The 20,664-nt window shown below is 65.1% G+C and carries 18 protein-coding genes; 9 read left to right on the top strand and 9 right to left on the bottom strand.

Features of this window, described 5'->3' with window-relative positions:
• Positions 1–4 precede the first annotated feature (4 nt).
• The gene (locus ACFSQT_RS04955; RefSeq protein WP_379017226.1) at positions 5–2,422 is read right to left on the bottom strand and encodes a glucan 1,4-alpha-glucosidase; all 2,418 of its coding nucleotides are present in this window, start codon (positions 2,420–2,422) and stop codon (positions 5–7) included.
• A 154-nt stretch (positions 2,423–2,576) separates the two neighbouring features.
• Between ACFSQT_RS04955 and ACFSQT_RS04960 the strand changes: the two genes are divergently transcribed.
• From ACFSQT_RS04960 to ACFSQT_RS05000, 9 genes are all read left to right on the top strand, one after another.
• Positions 2,577–3,863, top strand: coding sequence for a sensor histidine kinase (locus ACFSQT_RS04960; RefSeq protein ID WP_379017227.1), 1,287 nt, complete (start codon positions 2,577–2,579; stop codon positions 3,861–3,863).
• Positions 3,863–4,597, top strand: coding sequence for a response regulator transcription factor (locus tag ACFSQT_RS04965; protein WP_379017228.1), 735 nt, complete (start codon positions 3,863–3,865; stop codon positions 4,595–4,597). Before ACFSQT_RS04960 ends, ACFSQT_RS04965 begins: the two co-directional genes overlap by 1 nt.
• A gap of 334 nt (positions 4,598–4,931) precedes the next feature.
• Positions 4,932–5,954, top strand: coding sequence for a YihY/virulence factor BrkB family protein (locus ACFSQT_RS04970; protein WP_379017229.1), 1,023 nt, complete (start codon positions 4,932–4,934; stop codon positions 5,952–5,954).
• 162 nt (positions 5,955–6,116) lie between these two features.
• A complete protein-coding gene (locus ACFSQT_RS04975) occupies positions 6,117–7,007 on the top strand; it encodes an SMP-30/gluconolactonase/LRE family protein (RefSeq protein WP_379017230.1) in 891 nt (296 codons plus the stop codon).
• An 89-nt stretch (positions 7,008–7,096) separates the two neighbouring features.
• A complete protein-coding gene (locus ACFSQT_RS04980; protein ID WP_379017232.1) occupies positions 7,097–8,110 on the top strand; it encodes a substrate-binding domain-containing protein in 1,014 nt (337 codons plus the stop codon).
• A 49-nt stretch (positions 8,111–8,159) separates the two neighbouring features.
• Positions 8,160–9,629 (top strand): sugar ABC transporter ATP-binding protein, encoded by a 1,470-nt coding sequence (locus tag ACFSQT_RS04985; RefSeq protein ID WP_379017233.1) that lies wholly within the window; start codon positions 8,160–8,162, stop codon positions 9,627–9,629.
• Between the two features lies 1 nt (position 9,630).
• Entirely contained in the window at positions 9,631–10,611 is a 981-nt protein-coding gene (locus ACFSQT_RS04990) for an ABC transporter permease (RefSeq protein ID WP_379017234.1), read from the top strand.
• A 2-nt stretch (positions 10,612–10,613) separates the two neighbouring features.
• Positions 10,614–11,561 (top strand): ABC transporter permease, encoded by a 948-nt coding sequence (locus ACFSQT_RS04995; RefSeq protein WP_379017236.1) that lies wholly within the window; start codon positions 10,614–10,616, stop codon positions 11,559–11,561.
• 180 nt (positions 11,562–11,741) lie between these two features.
• Positions 11,742–13,814: a 3-hydroxyacyl-CoA dehydrogenase NAD-binding domain-containing protein gene (locus ACFSQT_RS05000; RefSeq protein WP_379017238.1), complete on the top strand. Its 2,073-nt coding sequence runs from the start codon at positions 11,742–11,744 to the stop codon at positions 13,812–13,814.
• A 60-nt stretch (positions 13,815–13,874) separates the two neighbouring features.
• Here the strand turns inward: ACFSQT_RS05000 and ACFSQT_RS05005 are convergent, their stop codons facing one another.
• From ACFSQT_RS05005 to ACFSQT_RS05040, 8 genes are all read right to left on the bottom strand, one after another.
• Positions 13,875–15,383, bottom strand: a complete 1,509-nt coding sequence (locus tag ACFSQT_RS05005; protein WP_379017239.1) for an aldehyde dehydrogenase family protein — start codon at positions 15,381–15,383, stop codon at positions 13,875–13,877.
• A 126-nt stretch (positions 15,384–15,509) separates the two neighbouring features.
• A complete protein-coding gene (locus ACFSQT_RS05010; protein ID WP_352602840.1) occupies positions 15,510–15,854 on the bottom strand; it encodes a cupin domain-containing protein in 345 nt (114 codons plus the stop codon).
• A 28-nt stretch (positions 15,855–15,882) separates the two neighbouring features.
• Positions 15,883–16,224 carry a cupin domain-containing protein gene (locus ACFSQT_RS05015; protein ID WP_379017240.1) on the bottom strand — a complete coding sequence of 114 codons (342 nt, stop codon included), beginning with the start codon at positions 16,222–16,224 and terminating at the stop codon, positions 15,883–15,885.
• A 19-nt stretch (positions 16,225–16,243) separates the two neighbouring features.
• Complete coding sequence (locus tag ACFSQT_RS05020) at positions 16,244–16,594, bottom strand: cupin domain-containing protein (protein ID WP_379017241.1); 351 nt, start codon at positions 16,592–16,594, stop codon at positions 16,244–16,246.
• Positions 16,591–17,865 (bottom strand): glycosyltransferase, encoded by a 1,275-nt coding sequence (locus ACFSQT_RS05025; RefSeq protein WP_379017242.1) that lies wholly within the window; start codon positions 17,863–17,865, stop codon positions 16,591–16,593. Before ACFSQT_RS05025 ends, ACFSQT_RS05020 begins: the two co-directional genes overlap by 4 nt.
• 12 nt (positions 17,866–17,877) lie before the next feature.
• Positions 17,878–18,951, bottom strand: a complete 1,074-nt coding sequence (locus ACFSQT_RS05030) for an ABC transporter ATP-binding protein (RefSeq protein WP_379017243.1) — start codon at positions 18,949–18,951, stop codon at positions 17,878–17,880.
• Entirely contained in the window at positions 18,948–19,742 is a 795-nt protein-coding gene (locus ACFSQT_RS05035) for an ABC transporter permease (protein ID WP_379017245.1), read from the bottom strand. Before ACFSQT_RS05035 ends, ACFSQT_RS05030 begins: the two co-directional genes overlap by 4 nt.
• Positions 19,735–20,577, bottom strand: coding sequence for an ABC transporter permease (locus ACFSQT_RS05040; protein ID WP_379017353.1), 843 nt, complete (start codon positions 20,575–20,577; stop codon positions 19,735–19,737). Before ACFSQT_RS05040 ends, ACFSQT_RS05035 begins: the two co-directional genes overlap by 8 nt.
• Positions 20,578–20,664 lie beyond the last annotated feature (87 nt).

Consider the following 20,664-nt stretch of genomic DNA (forward strand, 5'->3'; position numbering starts at 1 on the left):
GGATCTACTGGCTATCCGGATCGTCCGATATGACGGAGAAATCGACATTCTCCCAATCGCCGGTCCCCGGCCAGAAAAAAGTGAAGATCAGCGCGCTTCCCCGGGGGAGGCCGGCCGTGGGCAGATCGGCAAGATGAATGCCGAAAGCGTTCTCTTCCGTTTGGGTGTCGACGGCGGTCGCCCAGTTGTCGGTGCTCCAGCGAATCGTCGCCGAAGCCAACAGCTCGACGCGCAGCGTCTTGCCGGACGGCAAGGTGCGGATCTTGTTGTTGAACCGCCATGTCCTGAGCGGCGATACCGTCTTGTCCTCGATGTAGCGCATTACGCCTTGCGGCGGCATGTCGAAGACCGCGCCGTCGCGCAGCGAGCGCAACAGCTTGATATGCTCCGAATGCGCCCAGACCAGCGGCATGGCGCTGCCCGAGGGGCGACCGTGCAGCAGTTCGCGCTCGGCCAGGTCGGGGCCGTCCCAGACCTGTTCGGGCAACAGGCCGCCTGGTCCGCTCGATCCTTCCAGCGCCTTGAGCAGGCTCAACGCCTTGTCCTTGCGCCCCGCCGCCAGCTCGTAATGGGCACGCTCGCCGGCCAGCAATGGCCACGGCCGGCCCTGGCCGGTGCCGTCGAAGGGCGCGCCATCTTCGTGCTCGCCATAGCCGTCGCCATTGTAACGATACCAGAGCGGTCCTTGCGGCAACTCGCGGCGCAATTGCGCGTCGATGACCTTGATCGTGTCGACGATGCGCGGATCGTCGGCGGCCCTGAGGCCGAAGCGAACGAGCGCCAGCGCGTCCGGGCTGACGATTGCCTCGGCGGGCCGGTCGTTGTCGCCGGGCGGCCGGTTCTTGATCGGGACATAGCCGTCCTTCGGCGAGCCGGCCTCGGCGCTGCCGGGCGGCGCGATGCGGACGTAGTAGCCTTCGACGCTTGCCGCCTTGCAGATCGCCGTGCCGGTGACATAGGTCCAGCGCTCGACCTGGTCGTTCCAGACATCTGATGTCTCGCGCAGATAGGCCGCCGCGGCTTGCCTGCCGCAGGCGTCGAGCAGGTCGGCCGCGGCGAGCAGTGCCGCGATTTCGACGGCCAGCGTGAACGGGCTGTAGCCGGCATCCTCTTCCCAGCGGTCCTCGCCGGTGACGGGTCCGTTGCGCACGACATAGCTGGCGGCGCGCTCGATCATCGGCTGGAAGGCGGCGAGCCTGGCGCGCGGCAGATGGCCGGCGCGACGCAAAGCATCGGCCAGCAGCAACGGGAAGGCGCATTCGTCCATCTGGATGCCGGGCCAATAGGCCGACCCGTCGAGCCAGGCGTTCTGCGGCCAGTGGCCGTCCGGCTGCTGGATGGAGCTGAGATAGTCGAGGATTTGCAGGGCCGAGGCGGCATCGCCGGCTGCCAGAAAGCCGCCCGCCGTCTCGACCAGATCGCGTGGCCAGACCAGATGGTAGCCGCCGAGGTCGTCGTCGCCCTTGTTGAAGCCCCACGGGATCGACAGGCTGGCGACAGCGGCGCCCGGCAGGGCGATCGACCGGTGCGTCGCCAGAACGGCTGTCGAGACGCGATAGAAGTTGATCCCGGACGTGCCATGCCGATCCAGCGGCAGCAGGCCCCTTTGCCACTCGCGCCATGTCTCGACGTAGGATTTCGCGGCTGGCTCAAAGCCTCGCTTCAGGCCGGCGAAGGCATTTTCAGCAGCCTCGTCTGATGTCGCGCCAAAGCCCAGCGCCAGCAAGGCTTTCGTCTTCGAAGCGGAAAAACCGATCTCGCCGGTCAGCGCGACATTGCCGTCCTCGGCCCGCTGGCAAGCCTGATCGAGCGCGCCGGTATTGTGGAGTTGCTGCCAGCCGTCGGTGACACCGACATAGCCGGCCGAACAGCTTCGCCAGGGCAGCGACGAGGCCAGCGCCAGGCAGGTGCCGCGCCCCGAGGCGAACAGCACTGGCTTTCCCTTGTGGTCGCCGACCCAGGCGGTGTTGCCCATGCCGGCATTGACCAGATGCGGCGCCAGCAAGGCGTAGACGCGGTAGTCGCCGGGTGCACCTCTGAGCGGCGTGAAGGTGATCTCCTGCAGCAGCGCGGGCCGCGCCGGGTCTGCAAGGATGCGCTTTTCGATCCGGTAGGCGCCATCAGCGGCGGTGTTGACCAGCCTGTAGGCGGGCACGCCGTCCTCGAAGGGTTCGATGGCGTGCACGGCATCGCGTTTCTCTTCCGAGAAATAGCCGTCGGGACCGCGGACGATGAGGCCAAGGTCGCGCGTGCAGGCGCTGTCGACGCGCGGATAGTAGATTTCGTTGAGGATGCCGTGGCTGATCGTGAACCAGATCTGGCCGCTCGGCGAAAGGGACGTTCCGACGCCACTCTTGGCGCTTGACGTCCAGCGGGCCGGAATTCCCGGGGCGCCCGGAGCAACGGTTGGCGTCACTGGCATTCTATTGCGGTCTCCTGGCCCCTTCCCTAGACCAGGACGCGAACCCTTTTCAATCATTGCACCGCAAGTTGATCGGTTACGCTCCACGGAGCCGTCGTTGACAGCGGCGCCGGCATGCGTCCACTATTCCCGGCACGGAGGAAACGCGAAAACCATGCCGGAGGTGTCCCTGGTCCTGATCGACCGGTTGCTGGCGATTTCGCGGGCGCTTGCCGGCCATATCGATCCCGGCACGGCGTTCCGCGCGACAGCCATCGAGATCGGCACGCTGATCCCGCACGACCACATGGATCTGGCGGTGCTGTCGCATGACGGGCGCAGGCATGCCTGTTATGAAGCCGGCTTCCACACCAGCTGGAGCGAGCTTGCCCAGCATCCGCTGCCGACCGAAGTCAGCCCGATCCGCTCCGTGCTGTGGGGCGAAGTGCCGTATCTGCTCGCCGACGACGCGCTGCGCGACCAGCGCTTCCATTTCGCCACGGCCATCGACGGACCGATCTTCGCCGCCAGGCTGCGCAGCCGCATCGTCGTGCCGCTCAGGGCACGCGGCGGCATTATCGGGGCGCTGAACATCAGCCGGCACGAGGCCGGCTGCTACACGCTTGCCGATGTCGCGGTCGCCCAGCAATGCGCCGATCTGATCGCGCCCTATATCTTCGCGCTGATCCAGACCGAGGAAGCGCGCCGCGCCATGCTTGCCGAGAGCGAGGCGCGCAACCGCGTCGAATTGCTGCGCGTCGGCGCCTCGCAGCTGACCGAAGGCATGGAGCGCGAACGCCGGCGCATGGCCATGGACCTGCACGACCAGACGCTTGCCGACCTCGCCCGCATCGCGCGCCAGCTGTCGGCCCTGCGCGGCCAGGGCGTGGCGCGGGCGGCGCAGCTTGCCGACCTCGAGCAGGAGGTTGCCGGCTGCCTGACGGAACTGCGCCACATCGTCGACGACATGCGGCCAAGCGTGCTTGAACTGTTCGGCCTGCGCGACGCGGTCGAAGCGCATCTCAACCGCAGCGTCGCCAGAGCCAAGCCGCCGATCGCGGTGCGCATCGCCGACACCAGCGACGGCGGCGCAGACAGCCTGCCGGAGCCTGTCCGCACCGCGCTCTACCGGATCGTGCAGGAGGCCATCAACAATGCGGTTCGCCACGCCGCGCCGCGCCGCATCGATGTGCTTTTGGCGTCGACCGCCAGTGCGCTGCGGGTGATCGTCACCGATGACGGCCAGGGCTGCGGCACGGTCGATCCGGCCGCCCATGGCGGCATCGGCCATATGCACACGCGGGCAGCCCTTATCGGCGCGCGGCTGCGCATCGGGCAGGCCGGCCGCAAGACTGGCGGCACCCGTGTCGTCGTCGAGATCGACCGCCGGCCGCTCCGGGAACCGCCGCTTGCGGCAACCGCAACGGCGCCCGGCCAGCTTGCCGTGTCGGAGGCCATGTGATGCTCGTGATGATCGCCGAGAATGACGGGCTGCACCGCACATTCGCGCGCCGCACCGTCGAGCAATTGTGGCCCGGCGACGTCGAGGTCATCGAAGCGAGCGACGGCGAGGACGCCATCACCCTGGCGGCCGAGCGCGAGCCGCCGCATGTCGTTCTCGACCTGCAGATGCCGAAGGCGACCGGGATCGAGGTTGCCAGGGCGATCTGGAACCGCCGCGCCGGCACGCACATCCTGTTCTGGTCGAATTTTGCCGACGAGGCTTATGTGCGCGGCGTGGCGCGCATCGTGCCGCCGGGCTCGGTCTATGGCTATGTGCTCAAATCGGCGACGGAGGAAGGCATGCGCTCGGCCCTGCGCGGCGTTTTCCGCGAAGGCCACTGCATCATCGACCGCGAGATACGCGGTATCCAGCACCGCGTCCAGGACAAGTTCGAGGGTATCACCGACGGCGAATATGAAAGCCTGATCGACATCGCGCTCGGCCTGACCGACCGCGCGATCGCGGCGCGTCGCGGCCTGTCGATCCGCGGCGCGCAGAGCCGCATCAAGCATGTCTACGACAAGCTCGGCATCGTGCCGGCGGAGGACGGCGCCAGCGATGCCTCGGTGTTCAACTCGCGGACGCGGGCGATCTATCTCGCCATGGCGCGCGGCCTGATCAACATCGACGCGCTGCGCCGCGAGCAGGACCGGCTCGATGCATGGCTGGCGCAGGTTCCACCCGAGCACTAGAGCGGTTCACCGTTTCACGGAAACGCCGAACCGCTCTATCTGTTCGTTTTGACGCAATTCCGGACGGAAAACCATTTCACACTTTTCCTGGAATTGCTCTAGTGGGCCTTCAGCTTCATTGTTGAGGTTTTCAGCGCCAGAGTTTGGATCCAATTCCTGAACCCAATGGCATGGCACCGGAACATCGGAAGTTCTGGCGCATTGCTAGTGAACGCCATTCCATCTCACGGCCTGCGGACTCATGGTGCGACCCTCAATCACAAATTCATGGGACTTGGTGCGAGAAAGCGCAGTCGGCTTCATCAACGATAATGCTCTTAGTCATGGCGCCGCGATGGCTTTTTATGCCGCCACGTCGCTTGCGCCGATTTTGCTGATCGTGGTCGCTATCGCAGGGCTCGCTTTCGGTCACGATGCCGCACAATTGGCTTTGTCTGCCCAGATATCGGGGCTGATGGGACCAGAAAGCGCCGATCTCCTTCAGGCTGCGCTGGAGAGTGCATCGAGCAAGCTATACGGAACTTGGGCCGCGGTAATCGGGCTCGTCACCTTGTTGGTGGCCGCGTCTGGCGTCTTCGGTGAAATGCAGCAGTCGCTGAATACAATTTGGAAGGTCGAACCGCATGGCAGTTCCTTGTCACGTTTGATGCGGGCACGCGCCGCCAGTCTGGGATTGGTGGCCGCGCTCGGTTTCCTGTTGCTGGTCTCTCTCATAGCGAGTGCTGTGATTTCGGCACTGGGTAATCTCATCAACGCCCATCTGCCGTTCGGAACGATCATCCTCAGCACGATCAACGCCGTCGTTTCGTTTGCCCTCATCTCTTTGTTGTTCGCAGCCATTTACAAAGTTCTGCCCGATCGAAGGCTCGAATGGCGCGATGTGGCCATTGGTGCTGTTGCGACCGCTGCCCTGTTCACACTGGGAAAATCACTTATCGGCTGGTACATCGGCACCAGCGCCATCGCATCCTCATATGGTGCCGCCGGTGGACTGCTCGTCATACTCCTCTGGGTCTACTACTCATCGGAAATTTTTCTTCTCGGTGCCGAGTTCACTCGCGCCTATTCCGTTCGACATGGCAGCCGGTCGGATCTGGACGCGCTGGTGCATAGCGATTTGCCTGCAAAACATGTCCCATTTCGCGCGAAGCAAAAGTCCAACTCCGCTGGCGTCGTCGCGCTGATAGCGGTGGCATGCGCGAGCGCGACGATGACCGCGCTTTTGCTGGGTCTTCGCCGGGACCTAAAGTCCGACATGGTCTGCCTTCAGGAGCGCAAAAGATGCGAAAGGGCACCGACCGAGATCAACATCCCTATGTCGCCGCGCAACAGATATCAGATCGTCAGCACGCTCTAATTTTGGTCTTGCCCGACTGTGCAAATGCACAGTCGGCCGTGCGCTTTGACCCGTATCGCCGCACCGGCGCCGCAACTACGCTCGACCGCATAAAAAGACCATATCGGGAAAAGCGCTCATGCCATTCGTCATCATGCGGATTCACGCTGCCGGGAGCCAGTGATGGCGGTGTCGGCGCGCCCCCGCCATTCCGGCTTCGACGATGTCGTCGGCGATGCGACGATCGAAACGCTGGCGAGCGGGTTCGGCTTCCTCGAAGGGCCGGTGTGGCACCCCTACGAGAAATGGCTGGTTTTCTCCGACATTCCGGAAAGCCGCATGTACCGGCGCAGCGCCGCGGGCGAGATCGAACTGTTCCGCGAGCCCAGCCATAAGGCCAATGGCAACACGCTGGATCGCCAGGGGCGGCTGGTCACCTGCGAACACGCGACGAGCCGGGTGACCCGCGCCGAGCCCAATGGCAGCGTGACGGTGCTCGCCACACACCACCAGGACAAACAGCTCAACAGCCCGAACGACATCGTCGTTGCCACAGGGGGATCGATCTACTTCACCGACCCCGGCTATGGCAGGGTGGAATTCTACGGCGTGCCGCGTCGTCAAGAATTGTCTTTCCAGGGCGTCTACCGCATCGACGGCGACGGCGCCCGGCTGACATTGCTCGCCGACGATTTCGTGCAGCCGAACGGGCTTTGCTTCTCGCTGGACGAATCGCGGCTGTTCATCAACGACACCGAGCGCGGACACATCAGGGTGTTCGGCGTCGAGGCGGATGGCGACCTCAATGGCGGTGCGGTGTGGGCGGTGACCGAGGGCGACGGGCCGGGAGCGCCGGACGGCATGAAGATCGACAGCCGCGGCAATGTCTACTGCACCGGCCCCGGCGGCATCCATGTCTTCGACGCGTCAGGTGCCATTCTGGGTGTCATCCGGACACCGGAGGACTGCGCGAATTTCACCTTCGGCGACGACGACCTGAGGAGCCTCTACATCACCGCATCGACGTCGCTGTACCGGCTCCGGGTGCGCGTGCCGGGATTGAGACTGTTTTGAGTCCGGGACCGTCCGTGCTCAAATCAGATTGAGGCCGGGGTAAAAGCCGGCAGGAACTTGCAGCAGTCAACATCTGGGAGGATTACGACATGAAGAAACTGTTCGTCTTGGGCGCTCTGGCGGCAATGCTCGCCTCGGGCACCGCACTTGCCGACACCAGTGGCAAGAAGATCGCCTTCTCCAACAACTATGCCGGCAATTCGTGGCGGCAGGCGATGCTCGACAGCTATGGCATCGTCACCAAGAAAGCGGTCGCGGACAAGGTCGTCGCAGCGGCCGATATCTTCACCACCGCCGACAAGGAAGTGCCGACGCAGGCAGCACAGGTGCAGAACCTGATCCTGCAAGGCTATGACGCCATCGTCATCAACGCCGCGTCGCCGGACGCACTCAACGGCGCCATCAAGCAGGCTTGCGACGCCGGCATCACCGTCGTGTCCTTCGACGGCACCGTCACCGAACCTTGCGCCTACCGTGTCGTCGTCGACTTCAAGGACATGGGCAAGCAGGAAGTCGAGCAGATGGCCAAGTTCCAGCCCAAGGGCGGCAATCTGCTGGAAATCCGCGGCCTTGCCGGCACCTCGATCGACGATGCCATCCATGCCGGCATCCTCGAAGGCGTCGCCGCCCATCCCGAGTTCAAGATCGTCGGTTCGGTGACCGGCGACTGGGACCAGACGACGGCGCAGAAGGCGGTCGCGACCATCCTGCCGTCGCTGCCTGACGTCGTCGGCATCGTCGATCAGGGCGGCGACGGCTATGGCGCGGCACAGGCCTTCGCCGCCGCCGGCAAGCCGCGCCCGACCATCATCATGGGCAACCGCCAGGATGAGCTGCAGTGGTGGAAGGAACAGAAGGACAAGGACGGCTACAAGACCTGGTCGGCGTCGATCGCGCCGGGCGTGTCGTCGCTGGCCTTCTGGGTGGCGCAGCAGGTGCTCGACGGCCGCACCGACATCCCGCACGATCTGCTGGTGCCGTATCTGGCCTTCACCCAGGACGATTTCGAGGCCGCACTGCCGAAGATCCCCAAGGGCGGCGTCGCCAGCCATGAATACACGCAAGAGGACGCGATCGCGGCCATCAAAGCCAACATCAAGTGAGCGTGGCAAAAGCGTTGCCGTCCATATCGCCGAGCGGATATCGTTGAGCATGGCTGCAGGGAACGCTGACATCCTCAGACTGAACGGCGCCGAAAAACATTTCGGCGCCGTTCGCGCGCTGGGCGGCGTGGATTTTCACGTTGGACCCGGCGAGTGCGTCGGCCTCGTCGGCCACAATGGCGCCGGCAAGTCGACGCTGATGCACATGGTGGCGGGCACGCTGATGCCCGACAGCGGCCAGATCGGCGTGCATGGCACCGTCGAGGACAATTACTCGGTGTCGCGGGCGCAACAGCTCGGCATACGCTGCGTGTTCCAGGAACTGTCGCTGTGCCCCAATCTCAGCGTCGCCGAGAACACGCGCATCAACCACGCTTCGCTGCGCGGCTTCGGCTGGCGGCGCAAGGCGGCCGAGCTGATCGCCGCCAAGCTCGACGAGATCTTTCCGGGCCACAGCATCTCGGCGGCCGACATTGTCGGCGACCTGTCGATCGGCCGCCGCCAGATGGTCGAGGTGGCGCGCGCCTTCACGGTGACGCAGGACCGGCTCGACCTCGTCATCCTCGACGAGCCGACCTCGTCGCTCGATGCCCATACGGCCGGCCAGCTGCTGGCCTTCGTGCGCCGCTTCGTCGCCGGCGGCAAAAGCTGCATCCTGATCTCGCATGTGCTGGGCGAGGTGCTGCGGAATGCGGACCGCATCGTGGTGATGCGCGACGGCAAGGTGGTTGTCGCCGACGCTGCCGGTGCGTTCGACCGCGACCGGCTGGTGACAGCAATGGGCGGAGCGGAAGCGCGCCAGAAGATCGCGGCGCAGGTCGCCGACGCCAAGCCTGGGGCCAGTCCGTTGCGGGTTCGGGCGCGTCCTGCCGGGCAGAAGGACGGCACCGACCTTGTCGCCCGTGGCGGCGAGATCATCGGCCTTGCCGGACTGGCTGGCCACGGCCAGACCGACCTGCTGCTGGCGATCTTCGCCGCTGCATCGCGCGCCAAGGCCGGCATCGAGGTCACCGCGCCGGTGGCGCTGGTAGCCGGCGACCGCCAGGCGGATGGCATTTTTCCGCAATGGTCGATCACTGAGAACATCGGCATCCGCTCGCTGGCGCGTTTGCGCAACGGGCTGTTGATCTCGCCGCAGCGCGAGGCCGAGCTTGCTTCATTTTGGCAGAAGAAGATCGGCATCCGCACGCCGGACATGAACAACAACATCTTCTCGCTGTCGGGCGGCAACCAGCAGAAGGCGCTGTTTGCCCGCGCACTTGGCTCCGACGCCGGGATCGTGCTGATGGACGATCCGATGCGCGGCGTCGATATCGGCACCAAGCTCGAGGTCTATGAGCTCGTCCGCGAAGAGGCCAGCCGCGGCCGCACCTTCCTCTGGTACACGACGGAAACCGAAGAGCTCGACAATTGCGACCATATCTATGTCTTCAAGAACGGCCGTATCGTCGCCAATCTGCGCCGCGACGAACTGACCGAAGAGAAGATCATCCAGTCCTCGTTCGGCGATGCGGCCTGAGATGACGGCCGCCAGCCTCGATACCGCCGCCAAGAGCTCCGCCGAGCGTGGCGCGCTGGCGCGTGCCCGCCTGCTGCGCGGCCTGCTGCCGGCGCTGTCACTGGCGCTGGTGCTGCTCGCCATCGCCTGGCTCAACCCGCGCGCCATCAGCTATTTCGGCTTCAACCTGATGCTGAACCTGGCGATCCCGATCGCGCTGGCGACGATCGCGCAGATGTTCGTCATCGCCGGCAACGAGCTCGACCTGTCGATCGGCACCTTCGTCGGCTTTGTCGGCTGCGTCACCGCGACATGGCTGAAGGACGCGCCGCTTGTCGGTGTTGTCATCCTGCTGGGGTCGATCGGCGTCTATGCGCTGCTCGGCGCGCTGATCCATCTGCGCAACCTGCCTTCGATCGTGGTGACGCTGGGCATGAGCTTCGTCTGGCAGGGGCTCGCCATCCTCGTCCTGCCCAAACCGGGCGGCAAGGCGCCGGACTGGCTGCTGGCGTTCATGGCCTTCAAGCCGCCTTTCGTGCCATTCCCGATCATCGCCGCGCTGCTGATCGGCCTCATCGTCCATTTTGGCCTGATGCGTACGTCCTATGGCGTGATCCTGCGCGGCTCCGGCGGCAATCCGGCGGCGCTCGGGCGCGCCGGCTGGTCGCTGCTCAGGACCAAGATCGTGCTGTTTTCGCTGGCCGGCCTGTTCGGCGTGCTGTCCGGCATGGCGCTGATCGGCATCACCACCTCGGCCGATGCCAATATCGGCAATGGCTATACGCTGCTGGCGATCGCCGGCGTCATCCTCGGCGGCGGCGAGTTCGTCGGCGGCCGGGTGTCGCCGATCGGCGCGGTGATCGGCGCGCTGACGCTGGCGCTCGCCGCCTCGCCGCTGCTCACCTTCATGCACATTCCGCCCGACTGGCAGGTCGCCGCCAATGGCGCCATCCTGATCATCGTGCTGGCGGCCCGCGTCCTGATCAGCCGCAGGGAGAGGTAGCCATGGCCGCGTTGAAACCACTGCTTGCCAAACCCTGGATCTGGTCGTTCCTCGGCGCGCTGCTGGTGTGGCTGGCGACGATCGCCTTCACCGGCGGCTATGGCGCCGGCGGCATGGTCACGGCAGCGCTCTCGCTTGCGGTGTTCACCGTCATCGTCGGCGTCGGCCAGATGTTCGTCATCACGCTCGGGCCGGGCAATGTCGACCTGTCTTTGCCGGCCAATATCGGCCTTGCCAGCGCCGTCGCCATGAAGGTGATGGACGGCAGCGATGCCATGATCGCGGTCGGGCTGCTGGCGGCCCTCGCCACGGGTGCGGCGATCGGCGCCGCCAACTATCTGCTGATCTGGGCACTGCGCATCCCGCCGATCATCGCCACTTTGTCGGCCAGCTTCATCATCCAGTCGATCGACATCAGCTACGGACGCGGGCTGCAGATCAAGCCGCCGCCCGGCTTCGCCGATTTCGCCAACCGGCAGCTGCTGGGCATTCCGGTGCTGGCGATCCTCACCGTGCTGTTCACCATCGGTGCGGCCATCGCGCTGCAGCGGATGATCTATGGCCGTTCGGTGCTGGCCATCGGCCAGAACATCCGCGCCGCATGGCTCGCCGGCGTCAATGTCGGCCGCATCCGCTTCCTCACCTATACGCTGTCGGGCGCGCTCGGCGGCATCGACGGAGCACTGCTCGCCGGCTATTTCCGGGGCGCCAATGTCGATATCGGCAACGAATATCTGCTGGCCTCGATCGCGGTCGTCGTCATCGGCGGCACGTCGGTGGCCGGCGGCAAGGCCAATGTGCCCGGTGTCTGGGGCGCGGCGCTGTTCCTGGTGCTGCTTTTGACCATGCTCAACACGTTCGGCGTCAGTGCTGGCGTGCGGCTGCTGCTGACGGGGCTGATCATCGTCGGCGTCATCACCGCCGCGGGCGGGCAGAAGGCGCTGCGCTGACGCCACGCACATCGAGGTCGGTAATCATTGTGCCAGGCCAGCATCCGGTTCCAATCCGTGTCCTGGCGCTGTAAATCCCGTTCGCGCGGTCTGACTCAAAGACATAGAGCATGATGTCGTCCGAAAACCGCTTTTTCGGCATCATGCTCTAGCCGCTCACCATTGCTGGGAGGTTTTTGTTTGTCCGATTTCCTGCAGGTCAGCCGCGACGGCGATGTCGCCATCGTCACCATCGACAATCCGCCGGTCAACGCGCTGAGCTTCCACGTCCGCGAGCCGCTGATGCAGGCTCTCCTCGACTTGCGGGATGATGCGTCGGTCGCGGCAATCATCATCGCTTGCGCCGGCCGGACTTTCGTTGCCGGCGCCGACATCACCGAATTCGGCAAGCCGGTGCAGCAGCCCGAACTGCGTGCCCTCGTTGCCATGCTGGAGACCATCGCCAAGCCGACCGTCGCCGCCATTCACGGCACCGCGCTTGGCGGCGGCCTTGAACTGGCGCTTGGTTGCCATTTTCGCGTTACTGACGCCGGCGCCAAGCTCGGCCTTCCCGAGGTGAAACTCGGGCTGCTGCCGGGCGGTGGCGGCACGGTGCGGCTGCCGCGCCTGGTCGGCGCGGTGAAGGCGCTCCAGATGATCGTGTCCGGCTCGCCGATCGGTGCTGAAGAGGCGCATGCCACCGGTCTGGTCGATGCCGTCTTCGAGGGAGTTCTGACCACGCATGCCGTGAACTTCGCCAGGGAAATAGCCCGCAAGGGTGGTCCCTTCACGCCGGTGCGCGATCGCGATGAAGGGCTCAAGGCAACCGACCTGGCGGCCTTCGACGCCGAGGCGGCGGACCTTGCCAGGAAGGCACGCGGCCTCGAAGCGCCGATCGCCTGCGCGCAGGCGGTGCGCAATGCCGTCACGCTGCACTTCGATGAGGCGCTCGCCGCGGAGCGTGCGCTGTTCATGAAGCTCGTCGCCGGCGACCAATCGCGCGCGCAGCGCCATCTGTTCTTCGCCGAACGTGAGGCGGCAAAGGTTCCCGGCAAGGATATCGTCAAGCGCAGGATCGCCCGCGTCGGCGTCATCGGCGCCGGCACGATGGGCGGCGGCATCGCCATGGCGTTCGCCAATGGCGGCTACTCCGTCATCTTGCTGGAAACCAGCCAGGAAGCGCTGCAGCGCGGGCTGGCGACCATCGACAAGAACTATGCCGTTTCCGTCACGCGGGGATCGTTGACCGAAGCTGCCAGGCGCCAGCGGCTCGCCCAGTTCAAGGGCTCCACCGACTATGCCGATCTCGGCGATTGCGACTTGATCGTCGAGGCGGTGTTCGAGGACATGGCGGTGAAGAAAGACGTGTTCGGCAAGCTCGACGCGGTGGCCAGGCCCGGCGCCATCCTCGCTACCAACACCTCGTATCTCGACATCAACGAAATCGCCGCCTCGATCTCGCGGCCGCGCGATGTGCTCGGCCTGCATTTCTTCTCGCCGGCCAATGTCATGAAGCTCTTGGAGATCGTCCGCGCCGCCAAGACCGCGCCCGATGCGCTGGCGAGCGTCGTCGACCTGGCGCGGCGGATCGGCAAGGTGGCTGTCGTCGTCGGCGTCTGCCACGGCTTCGTCGGCAACCGCATGCTGGCCGCGCGTGGCGCCGAATCCGAGGCGCTTCTGCTCGAAGGGGCGACGCCGCGCCAGATCGACCAGGCGTTCACCGATTTCGGCTGGCCGATGGGTCCGTTCCAGATGGGCGATCTCGCCGGCCTCGACATCGGCTGGCGCAACCGCAAGGCGCGCGGCCAGACGGCCGTGATCGCCGATACGCTGTGCGAACAAGGGCGTTTCGGCCAGAAAACCGGCCGTGGTTTCTATCTCTACGAGGCTGGCGCGCGCACGCCGGTCGCCGATCCGCAAGTCGAGGCGCTGATCCGCGACAAGGCGGCCGAGAAGGGCATCGCGCCGCGGGCGATCGGCGCGGAAGAAATCATCGAGCGCACGCTCTACCCCCTGGTCAACGAGGGCGCCAAGATTCTGGAGGAAGGGATCGCCGCCCGCGCGTCAGACATCGATGTCGTCTGGGTGAACGGCTACGGCTTTCCCGTCGGCAAGGGCGGCCCGATGTTCTGGGCCGGACTTGAAGGGGTGGCCAAGATCATCGACCGGCTCGAGTATTGGCACCAGCGCACCGGCAAGCCCGTTTTCGAGGTGGCTCCGCTGCTCAGGCAAATGGCCGAGACCGGTTCCTGGGAAGGTGCCGCAACAGCCTGATTGCGCCATTCGAAGCACAAGGGCATGTGAAGCGCGCGGCGTTGCCGCGCGCCGCTCCTGTCAGACATGTTTGCGACCGCCGGTTTCGCGGAACCAGCTGTCGGGGTAGGGGTACCACCATCCTTGGATGGCCGGCCTATGGTCGATGATGACCATCTTCGAGCGGCGAAACGCATCGAGCCCTTGGCGTCCAAGCTCGCGGCCGAGGCCCGAGGCTTTCCAGCCGCCGAAGGGCAGGGCGTCATTGTCGATCAGCGGATTGTTGACCCAGACCATGCCGGCCTCGAGCCGTTCGGCCGCTTCATGCGCTTCGGCGAGATCGGTGGTGAACACCGAGGCGCCGAGCCCGAACGGGCTGTCATTGGCAAGCCGGATCGCCTCGTCGAAGTCCCTGACCCGGCAGATCGCCGCGACGGGGCCGAAGCACTCCTCGCGCACGATCGCCATGTCAGGAGTGACGCCGGTGAGGATGGTCGGCTCGTAGAACCAGCCTGTGTTGTGCGCCGGCGGGATGCGCCCGCCGGTAACCGCCCGGGCGCCATGCGCGATCGCATCGTCGACCAACCGCATGACTTTGGCGCGGGCCGCCTCGCTGACCAGCGGGCCGATCTCGGTCTTGTCCAGCCCGTTGCCGATGCGAAGCGCGCGTGTCCTTTCGGCGAACAGGTCGACAAAGCGGTCATGCACGGCGTCGACGACGAAGAAGCGCTCGGCCGAGGTGCAGACCTGGCCGGTGAGGTGGAAGGCAGCGGTGACGCTGCCGGCTGCCGCGACATCGAGCGGGGCATGTTGACTGATGATCAGCGGATCGCTGCCACCGGCCTCGATGACGCACGGCTTCATGCGTTCGGCGCAGGCCACCGCCACTGCCTTGCCGGCGGCGACCGAGCCGGTGAAGGCGACGGCATGGGTGCGTTCGGAAGCGATCAGCGCCTGCGCCGTGGCCGCACCGCCGGGCAGGCAGGAGACCAGGCCCTCGGGCAGCGAGCGGAAGACGGTCATGTAGTCTGATGTCGACAGCGTCGTCGCCTCGGCCGGCTTGATGATGCAGGCATTGCCGGCGGCAAGCGAGGCGGCGACCGTCCAGCACATCAGCAGGATCGGGAAGTTGAAGGGCATGATGTGGACGGAGACACCGTAAGGCTCGTAGCGCGCGTATTGGAACGAGCCGGCCTGCGTCGCGCCGGCGATCTTGCCGGCATCGTCGCGCGCCATCTCGGCGTAGTAGCGGAAGATCGGGGCGCAATTGGCGATCTCGCCGATGGCTTCGGGATAGGGCTTGCCCATCTCGCGCACCATCAGCTCGGCACAGTGCGTGAAGTCGGCCACCTCGATGGCGTTGGCGACGGCATGCAGATGCCTTGCCCGGCTCTTGGCGTCGAGCTTTTTCCAGGCGGCCTGCGCCTTGGTCGCCGCTGTCAGCGCGGCATCGATCTCACCATCACTTGCTGTGGCGATCGCGCCGACCGTTTCGAGCGTCGCCGGATCGATCACCGGCTTCGTCGCGCCGGCCATCGGTTGGTAGTCCGGATTGACGAAGAACGCCGGCCGGTCAGGGGAGAAATGCATTTTTGTCCTCTCCACGGATGGAGCCTTTTGAGAATTCGCCCTGCCGAGCCAAATGGCGCGGATTTCGAGAATCGGAGCGCAGAAAGCCGCGTCAGGTGTCCGGCAGGGTAGAATTGTCGGAAAGGCTCAGCGGATCATGTAGACCTTCTTGATGGTCTCATGGACGGTGCAGACGCCTTTCCAGTCCTGCGGAAAGAAGGCCGCGGTGTCGGGCTCGATCTCGATGACCTCGCCGGATTCATGGACATAGGTGCAGCGGCCCTCGAGGAAGTGGCAAAACTCGTCGCGGGTGACGTGGCAGTGCCATTTGCCTGGCGTGCAGACCCACAGGCCGCATTCGGAACGACCCTCAGGCCCTTTGTACAGCAGCTTGCCCGAGGTGTGGGATTCGCCCTCGATCATCGTCGGGATGACGCCCCAGTCGACGAGGTCTGACATGGCGAGCGGCGATTTCATGATGGGCGTTGTCATATCGATTTCCTTAGAATGGCCTTGGTGCTCACCGGCACATGAAGGCCTTGGTCAGCGTTTCGGTGATGATGGAGATGCCGGTCCAGCCGGCGGGGAAGAACACCAGCGTGCCGGCCTCGACCGGAATCTGCTCGCCGTTCTCATGGATATAGCTGCCGCGTCCCGACAGGAAATGGCAGAATTCGTCGGCGGCAAAGGTGACCTTGCGGGTGCCCGGCGTGCACGACCACAGGCCACATTCACTCGATCCGTCCGGGTTTTGCGACAGGATCTTGCCGGAGGCGCGCGGTGCCCCGGCAAGCGTGTTGCTGTCCGCGCCCCAATCCTCCAGTTCCACGGCCGAGGCCTTCGGCCAATGCGGTGTCGACATGTCTTGCTCCTATGAAGTGTCAGGCCAGCATGTAGACGTTGCGCATGGTCTCGTGCACCGTGCATTCGCCCGTCCAGCCGGCGGGGAACATGACCACGGTTCCCGCGGAGATTTCTATCACTTCGCCGACATCCGACCGGTAGGTCGCGCGGCCGGCGACGAAATGGCACAATTCATCGCGCGGGATGCTGAGACGCCAGCGCCCGGGCGTGCAGACCCAGATGCCGGATTCCGGCTGGTTGTTCGGTCCCTTGTGCACCAGCCTGCCGGTGGAGTGGGACGCGCCCTCCAAGGCATCCGGCTGCGCGCCCCAGTCGACGAGGTCGGTGCGGGTCGAGGCCTGGTGGAGGTGCGGTGCGGAGGAGGTCATAGCAGCTTCTCCAACAGTCCAGCCGCCTTCTCCGGACCGTTCGGCGCGTGCATCTGCGCCGAGGTCTTCGCCAGCTTGGCCTTCATCTTCGGATCGGTCAGGCAGGCTTCGATCCTGGCGACCAGCTCGGCATCGTTCCAGTCGTAGCGCGGCATGCCGAAGCCGTGGCCGGTTTCCTCGACGCGGGTGGCGTTGTCGTGGCCGTCCCAGACATAGGGCATGATGATCGCCGGCTTGCCGAAGTAGAGGCACTCGGTGAACGAGTTGTTGCCGCCATGGTGGATGACCGCATCGACCTGCGGGATGACCGAGGGCTGCGGGAACCAGCTTTCGACGATGACGTTGCCCGGCACGTCCGTGTACTGGTCCTTGTAGCCACCGACATTGACCAGCGCGCGGTAGCGGGTCTTGCCCAATGTCGCGATGATGCGCTTCAGCAGATCGACATCGCCGGCGCCGAGGCTGCCGAAGGAAACATAGAGCAGCGGCCCGTCATTGTTTTTCGCGAAGGCCGGCACCGTATAAGGCTTCTCCTGCCGCACGCAGCCTTCGAGATACTGGAACTTTGCCGGGTCGAGCGGATGGCGGCGCTTGAACTTTGCCGCCTCGGGGTAAAGCAGCAGGTTGAGATAGGGCGAGGCCTCGAAGAACTGGCCGATCGGATAGGGCGCCTCGTCGTTGGCGGTGAGGAAGCTGTTGAAGTCGTCATGGATCGGCTTGATCACCGCGTTGAAATGGTCGCGGTAGCGCTCGTGGCCGGCATGGTCGTTCTCGCCGCAACCGGAGAGATGCGGCGGGATGTCCTCGTCCTCGATCTCGTTTTCCGAGCAGGAGATGACGCGCACCCAAGGCTTGCCGAACTGTTTGATTGCCGGGAACAGGATCACGTTGTCGACGCAGATCACGTCCGGCTTGATGCTGGCCAGAACGCGCGGCAGGTCCTTCTGCGCCCATTTGGCGCTGTCGACGATCGCCGTCCAGCAATCCTTGACGTAGTTGTCGACCTGGTCGTAGGGTGATTTGCGGAAGTTCGGGATGTGGCCGTTGATGAAGTCCTCCCAGAACTTGGCCATCTGCTCGGGCGGCATCGGTTCGGACAGGTTCACCGGATGGGCTTCGAAGCCGTAGCTTTTGTAGACGTCGACGAAGCCGGGATCGGACAGGAACACCGCCTTGTGGCCGCGCGCCTCGACCGCCTGGCCGATGCCGACGGAATTGAGCGCCGGGCCGTAAGCCGCTTCGGGAAAAAACGCGATCGTCTTCTGCGCCATCAGGCGTCTCCTTCACTCTGCGAAAATTCTGACATCGGCGGCGTCCCAGCCGAGTTCGACCTGATCGCCTGACGACACCGGCCGGCGGTCGGCGGCGTCGGCGGTGACCCGCACCAGGAACGGTTTCGGCGACAGGGGGGTGCGGACATGCAGCTGCAGGTCGAGACCCTGATAGGCCAGTGCCTCGACCGTGCCGGTAGTCCGATTGGCGGTCTCCGCGGACGGAAACAGCCGGATGCGCTCGGGCCGCACCGAAGCCACAGCGGCCGCACCAGGCGTCAGCGTGGCGCGAATCTTGCCGGCGATCCGAGAGCCATTGCTTGCCATGACGCCATCGGCGGCGGCCTTGCCCGGGACGAAATTCATCACGCCGATGAAGTCGGCGACGAAACGGTCGGCGGGATGCTCGTAGATCGCATGCGGCGTGTCGCACTGCAGCAGCCTGCCGTCTTTCAGCACCGCCATGCGATCGGCCATGACAAGCGATTCTTCCTGGTCGTGGGTGACGATGACAAAGGTGATGCCGACCTCGTGCTGCAGGCGCTTCAGCTCCAGCTGCATGGCGCCGCGCAATTTCTTGTCGAGCGCACCGAGCGGCTCGTCGAGCAGCAGCAGGCGCGGCCGCTTGACCAGCGCGCGAGCTAGCGCGACGCGCTGCTTCTGGCCGCCCGACAATTGCTCCGGCTTGCGGTCGGCGAAGGAAACGAGTTCGGTCGTCGCCAGGATGGCATCGACGCGCGAGCGGATTTCGCTAGCCGGCAAACGCTCCATTTCCAGGCCGTAGGACACATTGGCCCTGACGCTCATATGCGGAAACAGCGCGTAGGACTGGAACATCAGATTGACCGGCCGCTTGTTGGGCGGGGTCCTGGCGATGTCGCGGCCGTCGAGCAGGATGCGGCCGTCGCTGGGCGTCTCGAAGCCGGCCAGCATGCGCAGCAGCGTGGTCTTGCCGCAGCCGGACGGTCCGAGCAGCGCGAAGAATTCGTTCTCGCGGATATCGAGCGAGATGCCGTCGACAGCCGTCACCTGGCCGAAATTCTTCGACACTTGATCGATGGCCAGCAGCGTGCGCGGTTCGCTCATTGGCCGATGATTCCCCTGTTAAGCCGCTGCGACAGGGTCAGCGCGGTGATCGAGACCGCCATGACGATGGTTGCCAGCGCATTGATCTCCGGCGTGATGCCGAAGCGGATCATCGCGTAGATCTGCATCGGCAGCGTGGTCGAGGCGCGACCGGCGCCAGCAGTGAAGAAGGCGATGATGAACTCGTCGACGGAGAGCGTGAAGGCAAGCAGCGCGCCGGCGATCACCGCCGGCGCGATGACCGGCAATGTCACCCGCCGGAAGGTGGTGAGCGCGGAGGCGCCAAGGTCGGCGGAGGCCTCGACGATCGACCAGTCGAAACTCTTCAGCCGGGCACGCACCACCGAACAGACGAAGGCGAGATTGAAGACGACATGGGCCAGGATGATGGTGTGCAGGCCCATGGTCAGGTTGAGCATGGAGAAGAACGAGAGCAGCGCGATCGCCAGCACGATGTCGGGGATGATCATCGGCGCGAAGATCAGCGCCTCGAGGCCCTTGCCATGGTGCCGGCGCATCTCGACGCCGATCGCCAGCAGCGTGCCGAGCAGCGTGGCGATGGCGGTCGAGACCAGCGCCACGATCAGCGTGTTGAGCGCGGCGGACAGGATCGCGGAATTGCCGGCCAGCGAGACATACCATTTCAGCGAAAAGCCGGACCATGCCGTCGGCAGCCCGCCTTCGTTGAACGACAGCGCCACCAGCACGGCGATCGGGATATAGAGGAAGGCGAAGACGAGGCTCAACACGAGCCAGAGCGTGCGCCGCGTGGCGGGAGAGCGCTCAGCCATCGGCGCCTCCTGCGGTCTGTGCGGCGCGGCCCGCGGCGCGGTCGGCGGCCAGCGCCTGTGCCATCAGCACCAGCAGCATGATAGCGATCAGCGCCATCGCCAGTGCCGCGCCGAACGGCCAGTCATTGGCGGTCAGGAACTGGTCGTAGACGAGATTGCCGATCATCTGGAAGCGGCCGCCGCCGAGCAGCGCAGGCGTAACGAAATTGCCGATCGACAGCACGAAGACGAAGACCGCGCCGGCGGCGATGCCTGGCACGGTCAACGGCAGGATGACGCGGCGAAAGGTGGTGAGGGCGGACGCGCCGAGGTCGCGCGAGGCTTCGGCGAGTTCCGGATTGAGCCGCGACAGCGGCGCGTAGCAGGCGAGGATGACGAAGGGCAGGTAGTTGTAGACCAGGCCGGCGATGACCGCGCCTTCGGTGTAGAGCATCGATGGCGGCTCGCCGGCGTAGCCGAACCAGCGCAACAGCTGGGTGATCAGGCCCTCGCGGTTGAGCAGCACGATCCAGGCATAGGTGCGGATCAGGTAGTTGGACCAGAACGGCAACACGGCGAAGAACAGGAACACCGGCTGCAGACGGCGTGGCGTGGCTGATATGGCATAGGCGGCGGCATAGCCGATCACCACCGCGATCAGCGTCGCCGTGCTGGCGATACGTGCCGAGTTGAGGAAGATGCCGGCATAGAGTGGATCGAACACCAGCCCGAAATTCTCCAGCGTGAAGGTGTATTCGATGCCGCCATAGATGCCGCGCCGGAAGAAGGCGAGCGCCAGCACCAGCGCGCACGGCACCACCATCAGCGCGGTCAGCCAGACCAGCGCCGGGGCCATCAGGAGTGAGGAGCGAAGTCGGGTCTGGGACAATGTTTTCGGGGACCACTCAAGGCCGACAGCAGAAGCGCCGCCGGCCGTGATGTC

The sequence above is a fragment of the Mesorhizobium calcicola genome, assembly GCF_042682105.1.
In the GTDB taxonomy this organism is placed as follows: domain Bacteria; phylum Pseudomonadota; class Alphaproteobacteria; order Rhizobiales; family Rhizobiaceae; genus Mesorhizobium; species Mesorhizobium calcicola.

Bases quoted from the DNA above. Each gene is read 5' to 3' on its own strand.
- ACFSQT_RS04985 (WP_379017233.1), top strand. From the start codon at position 8,160: ATGGCTGCAGGGAACGCTGACATCCTCAGACTGAACGGCGCCGAAAAA.
- ACFSQT_RS04975 (WP_379017230.1), top strand. From the start codon at position 6,117: ATGGCGGTGTCGGCGCGCCCCCGCCATTCCGGCTTCGACGATGTCGTC.
- ACFSQT_RS04995 (WP_379017236.1), top strand. From the start codon at position 10,614: ATGGCCGCGTTGAAACCACTGCTTGCCAAACCCTGGATCTGGTCGTTC.
- ACFSQT_RS04970 (WP_379017229.1), top strand. From the start codon at position 4,932: ATGGCTTTTTATGCCGCCACGTCGCTTGCGCCGATTTTGCTGATCGTG.
- ACFSQT_RS04965 (WP_379017228.1), top strand. From the start codon at position 3,863: ATGCTCGTGATGATCGCCGAGAATGACGGGCTGCACCGCACATTCGCG.
- ACFSQT_RS04955 (WP_379017226.1), bottom strand. From the start codon at position 2,422: ATGCCAGTGACGCCAACCGTTGCTCCGGGCGCCCCGGGAATTCCGGCC.
- ACFSQT_RS05015 (WP_379017240.1), bottom strand. From the start codon at position 16,224: ATGTCGACACCGCATTGGCCGAAGGCCTCGGCCGTGGAACTGGAGGAT.
- ACFSQT_RS05010 (WP_352602840.1), bottom strand. From the start codon at position 15,854: ATGACAACGCCCATCATGAAATCGCCGCTCGCCATGTCAGACCTCGTC.
- ACFSQT_RS04980 (WP_379017232.1), top strand. From the start codon at position 7,097: ATGAAGAAACTGTTCGTCTTGGGCGCTCTGGCGGCAATGCTCGCCTCG.
- ACFSQT_RS05020 (WP_379017241.1), bottom strand. From the start codon at position 16,594: ATGACCTCCTCCGCACCGCACCTCCACCAGGCCTCGACCCGCACCGAC.
- ACFSQT_RS04990 (WP_379017234.1), top strand. From the start codon at position 9,631: ATGACGGCCGCCAGCCTCGATACCGCCGCCAAGAGCTCCGCCGAGCGT.
- ACFSQT_RS05025 (WP_379017242.1), bottom strand. From the start codon at position 17,865: ATGGCGCAGAAGACGATCGCGTTTTTTCCCGAAGCGGCTTACGGCCCG.
- ACFSQT_RS05005 (WP_379017239.1), bottom strand. From the start codon at position 15,383: ATGCATTTCTCCCCTGACCGGCCGGCGTTCTTCGTCAATCCGGACTAC.
- ACFSQT_RS05030 (WP_379017243.1), bottom strand. From the start codon at position 18,951: ATGAGCGAACCGCGCACGCTGCTGGCCATCGATCAAGTGTCGAAGAAT.
- ACFSQT_RS05035 (WP_379017245.1), bottom strand. From the start codon at position 19,742: ATGGCTGAGCGCTCTCCCGCCACGCGGCGCACGCTCTGGCTCGTGTTG.
- ACFSQT_RS05040 (WP_379017353.1), bottom strand. From the start codon at position 20,577: ATGGCCCCGGCGCTGGTCTGGCTGACCGCGCTGATGGTGGTGCCGTGC.
- ACFSQT_RS04960 (WP_379017227.1), top strand. From the start codon at position 2,577: ATGCCGGAGGTGTCCCTGGTCCTGATCGACCGGTTGCTGGCGATTTCG.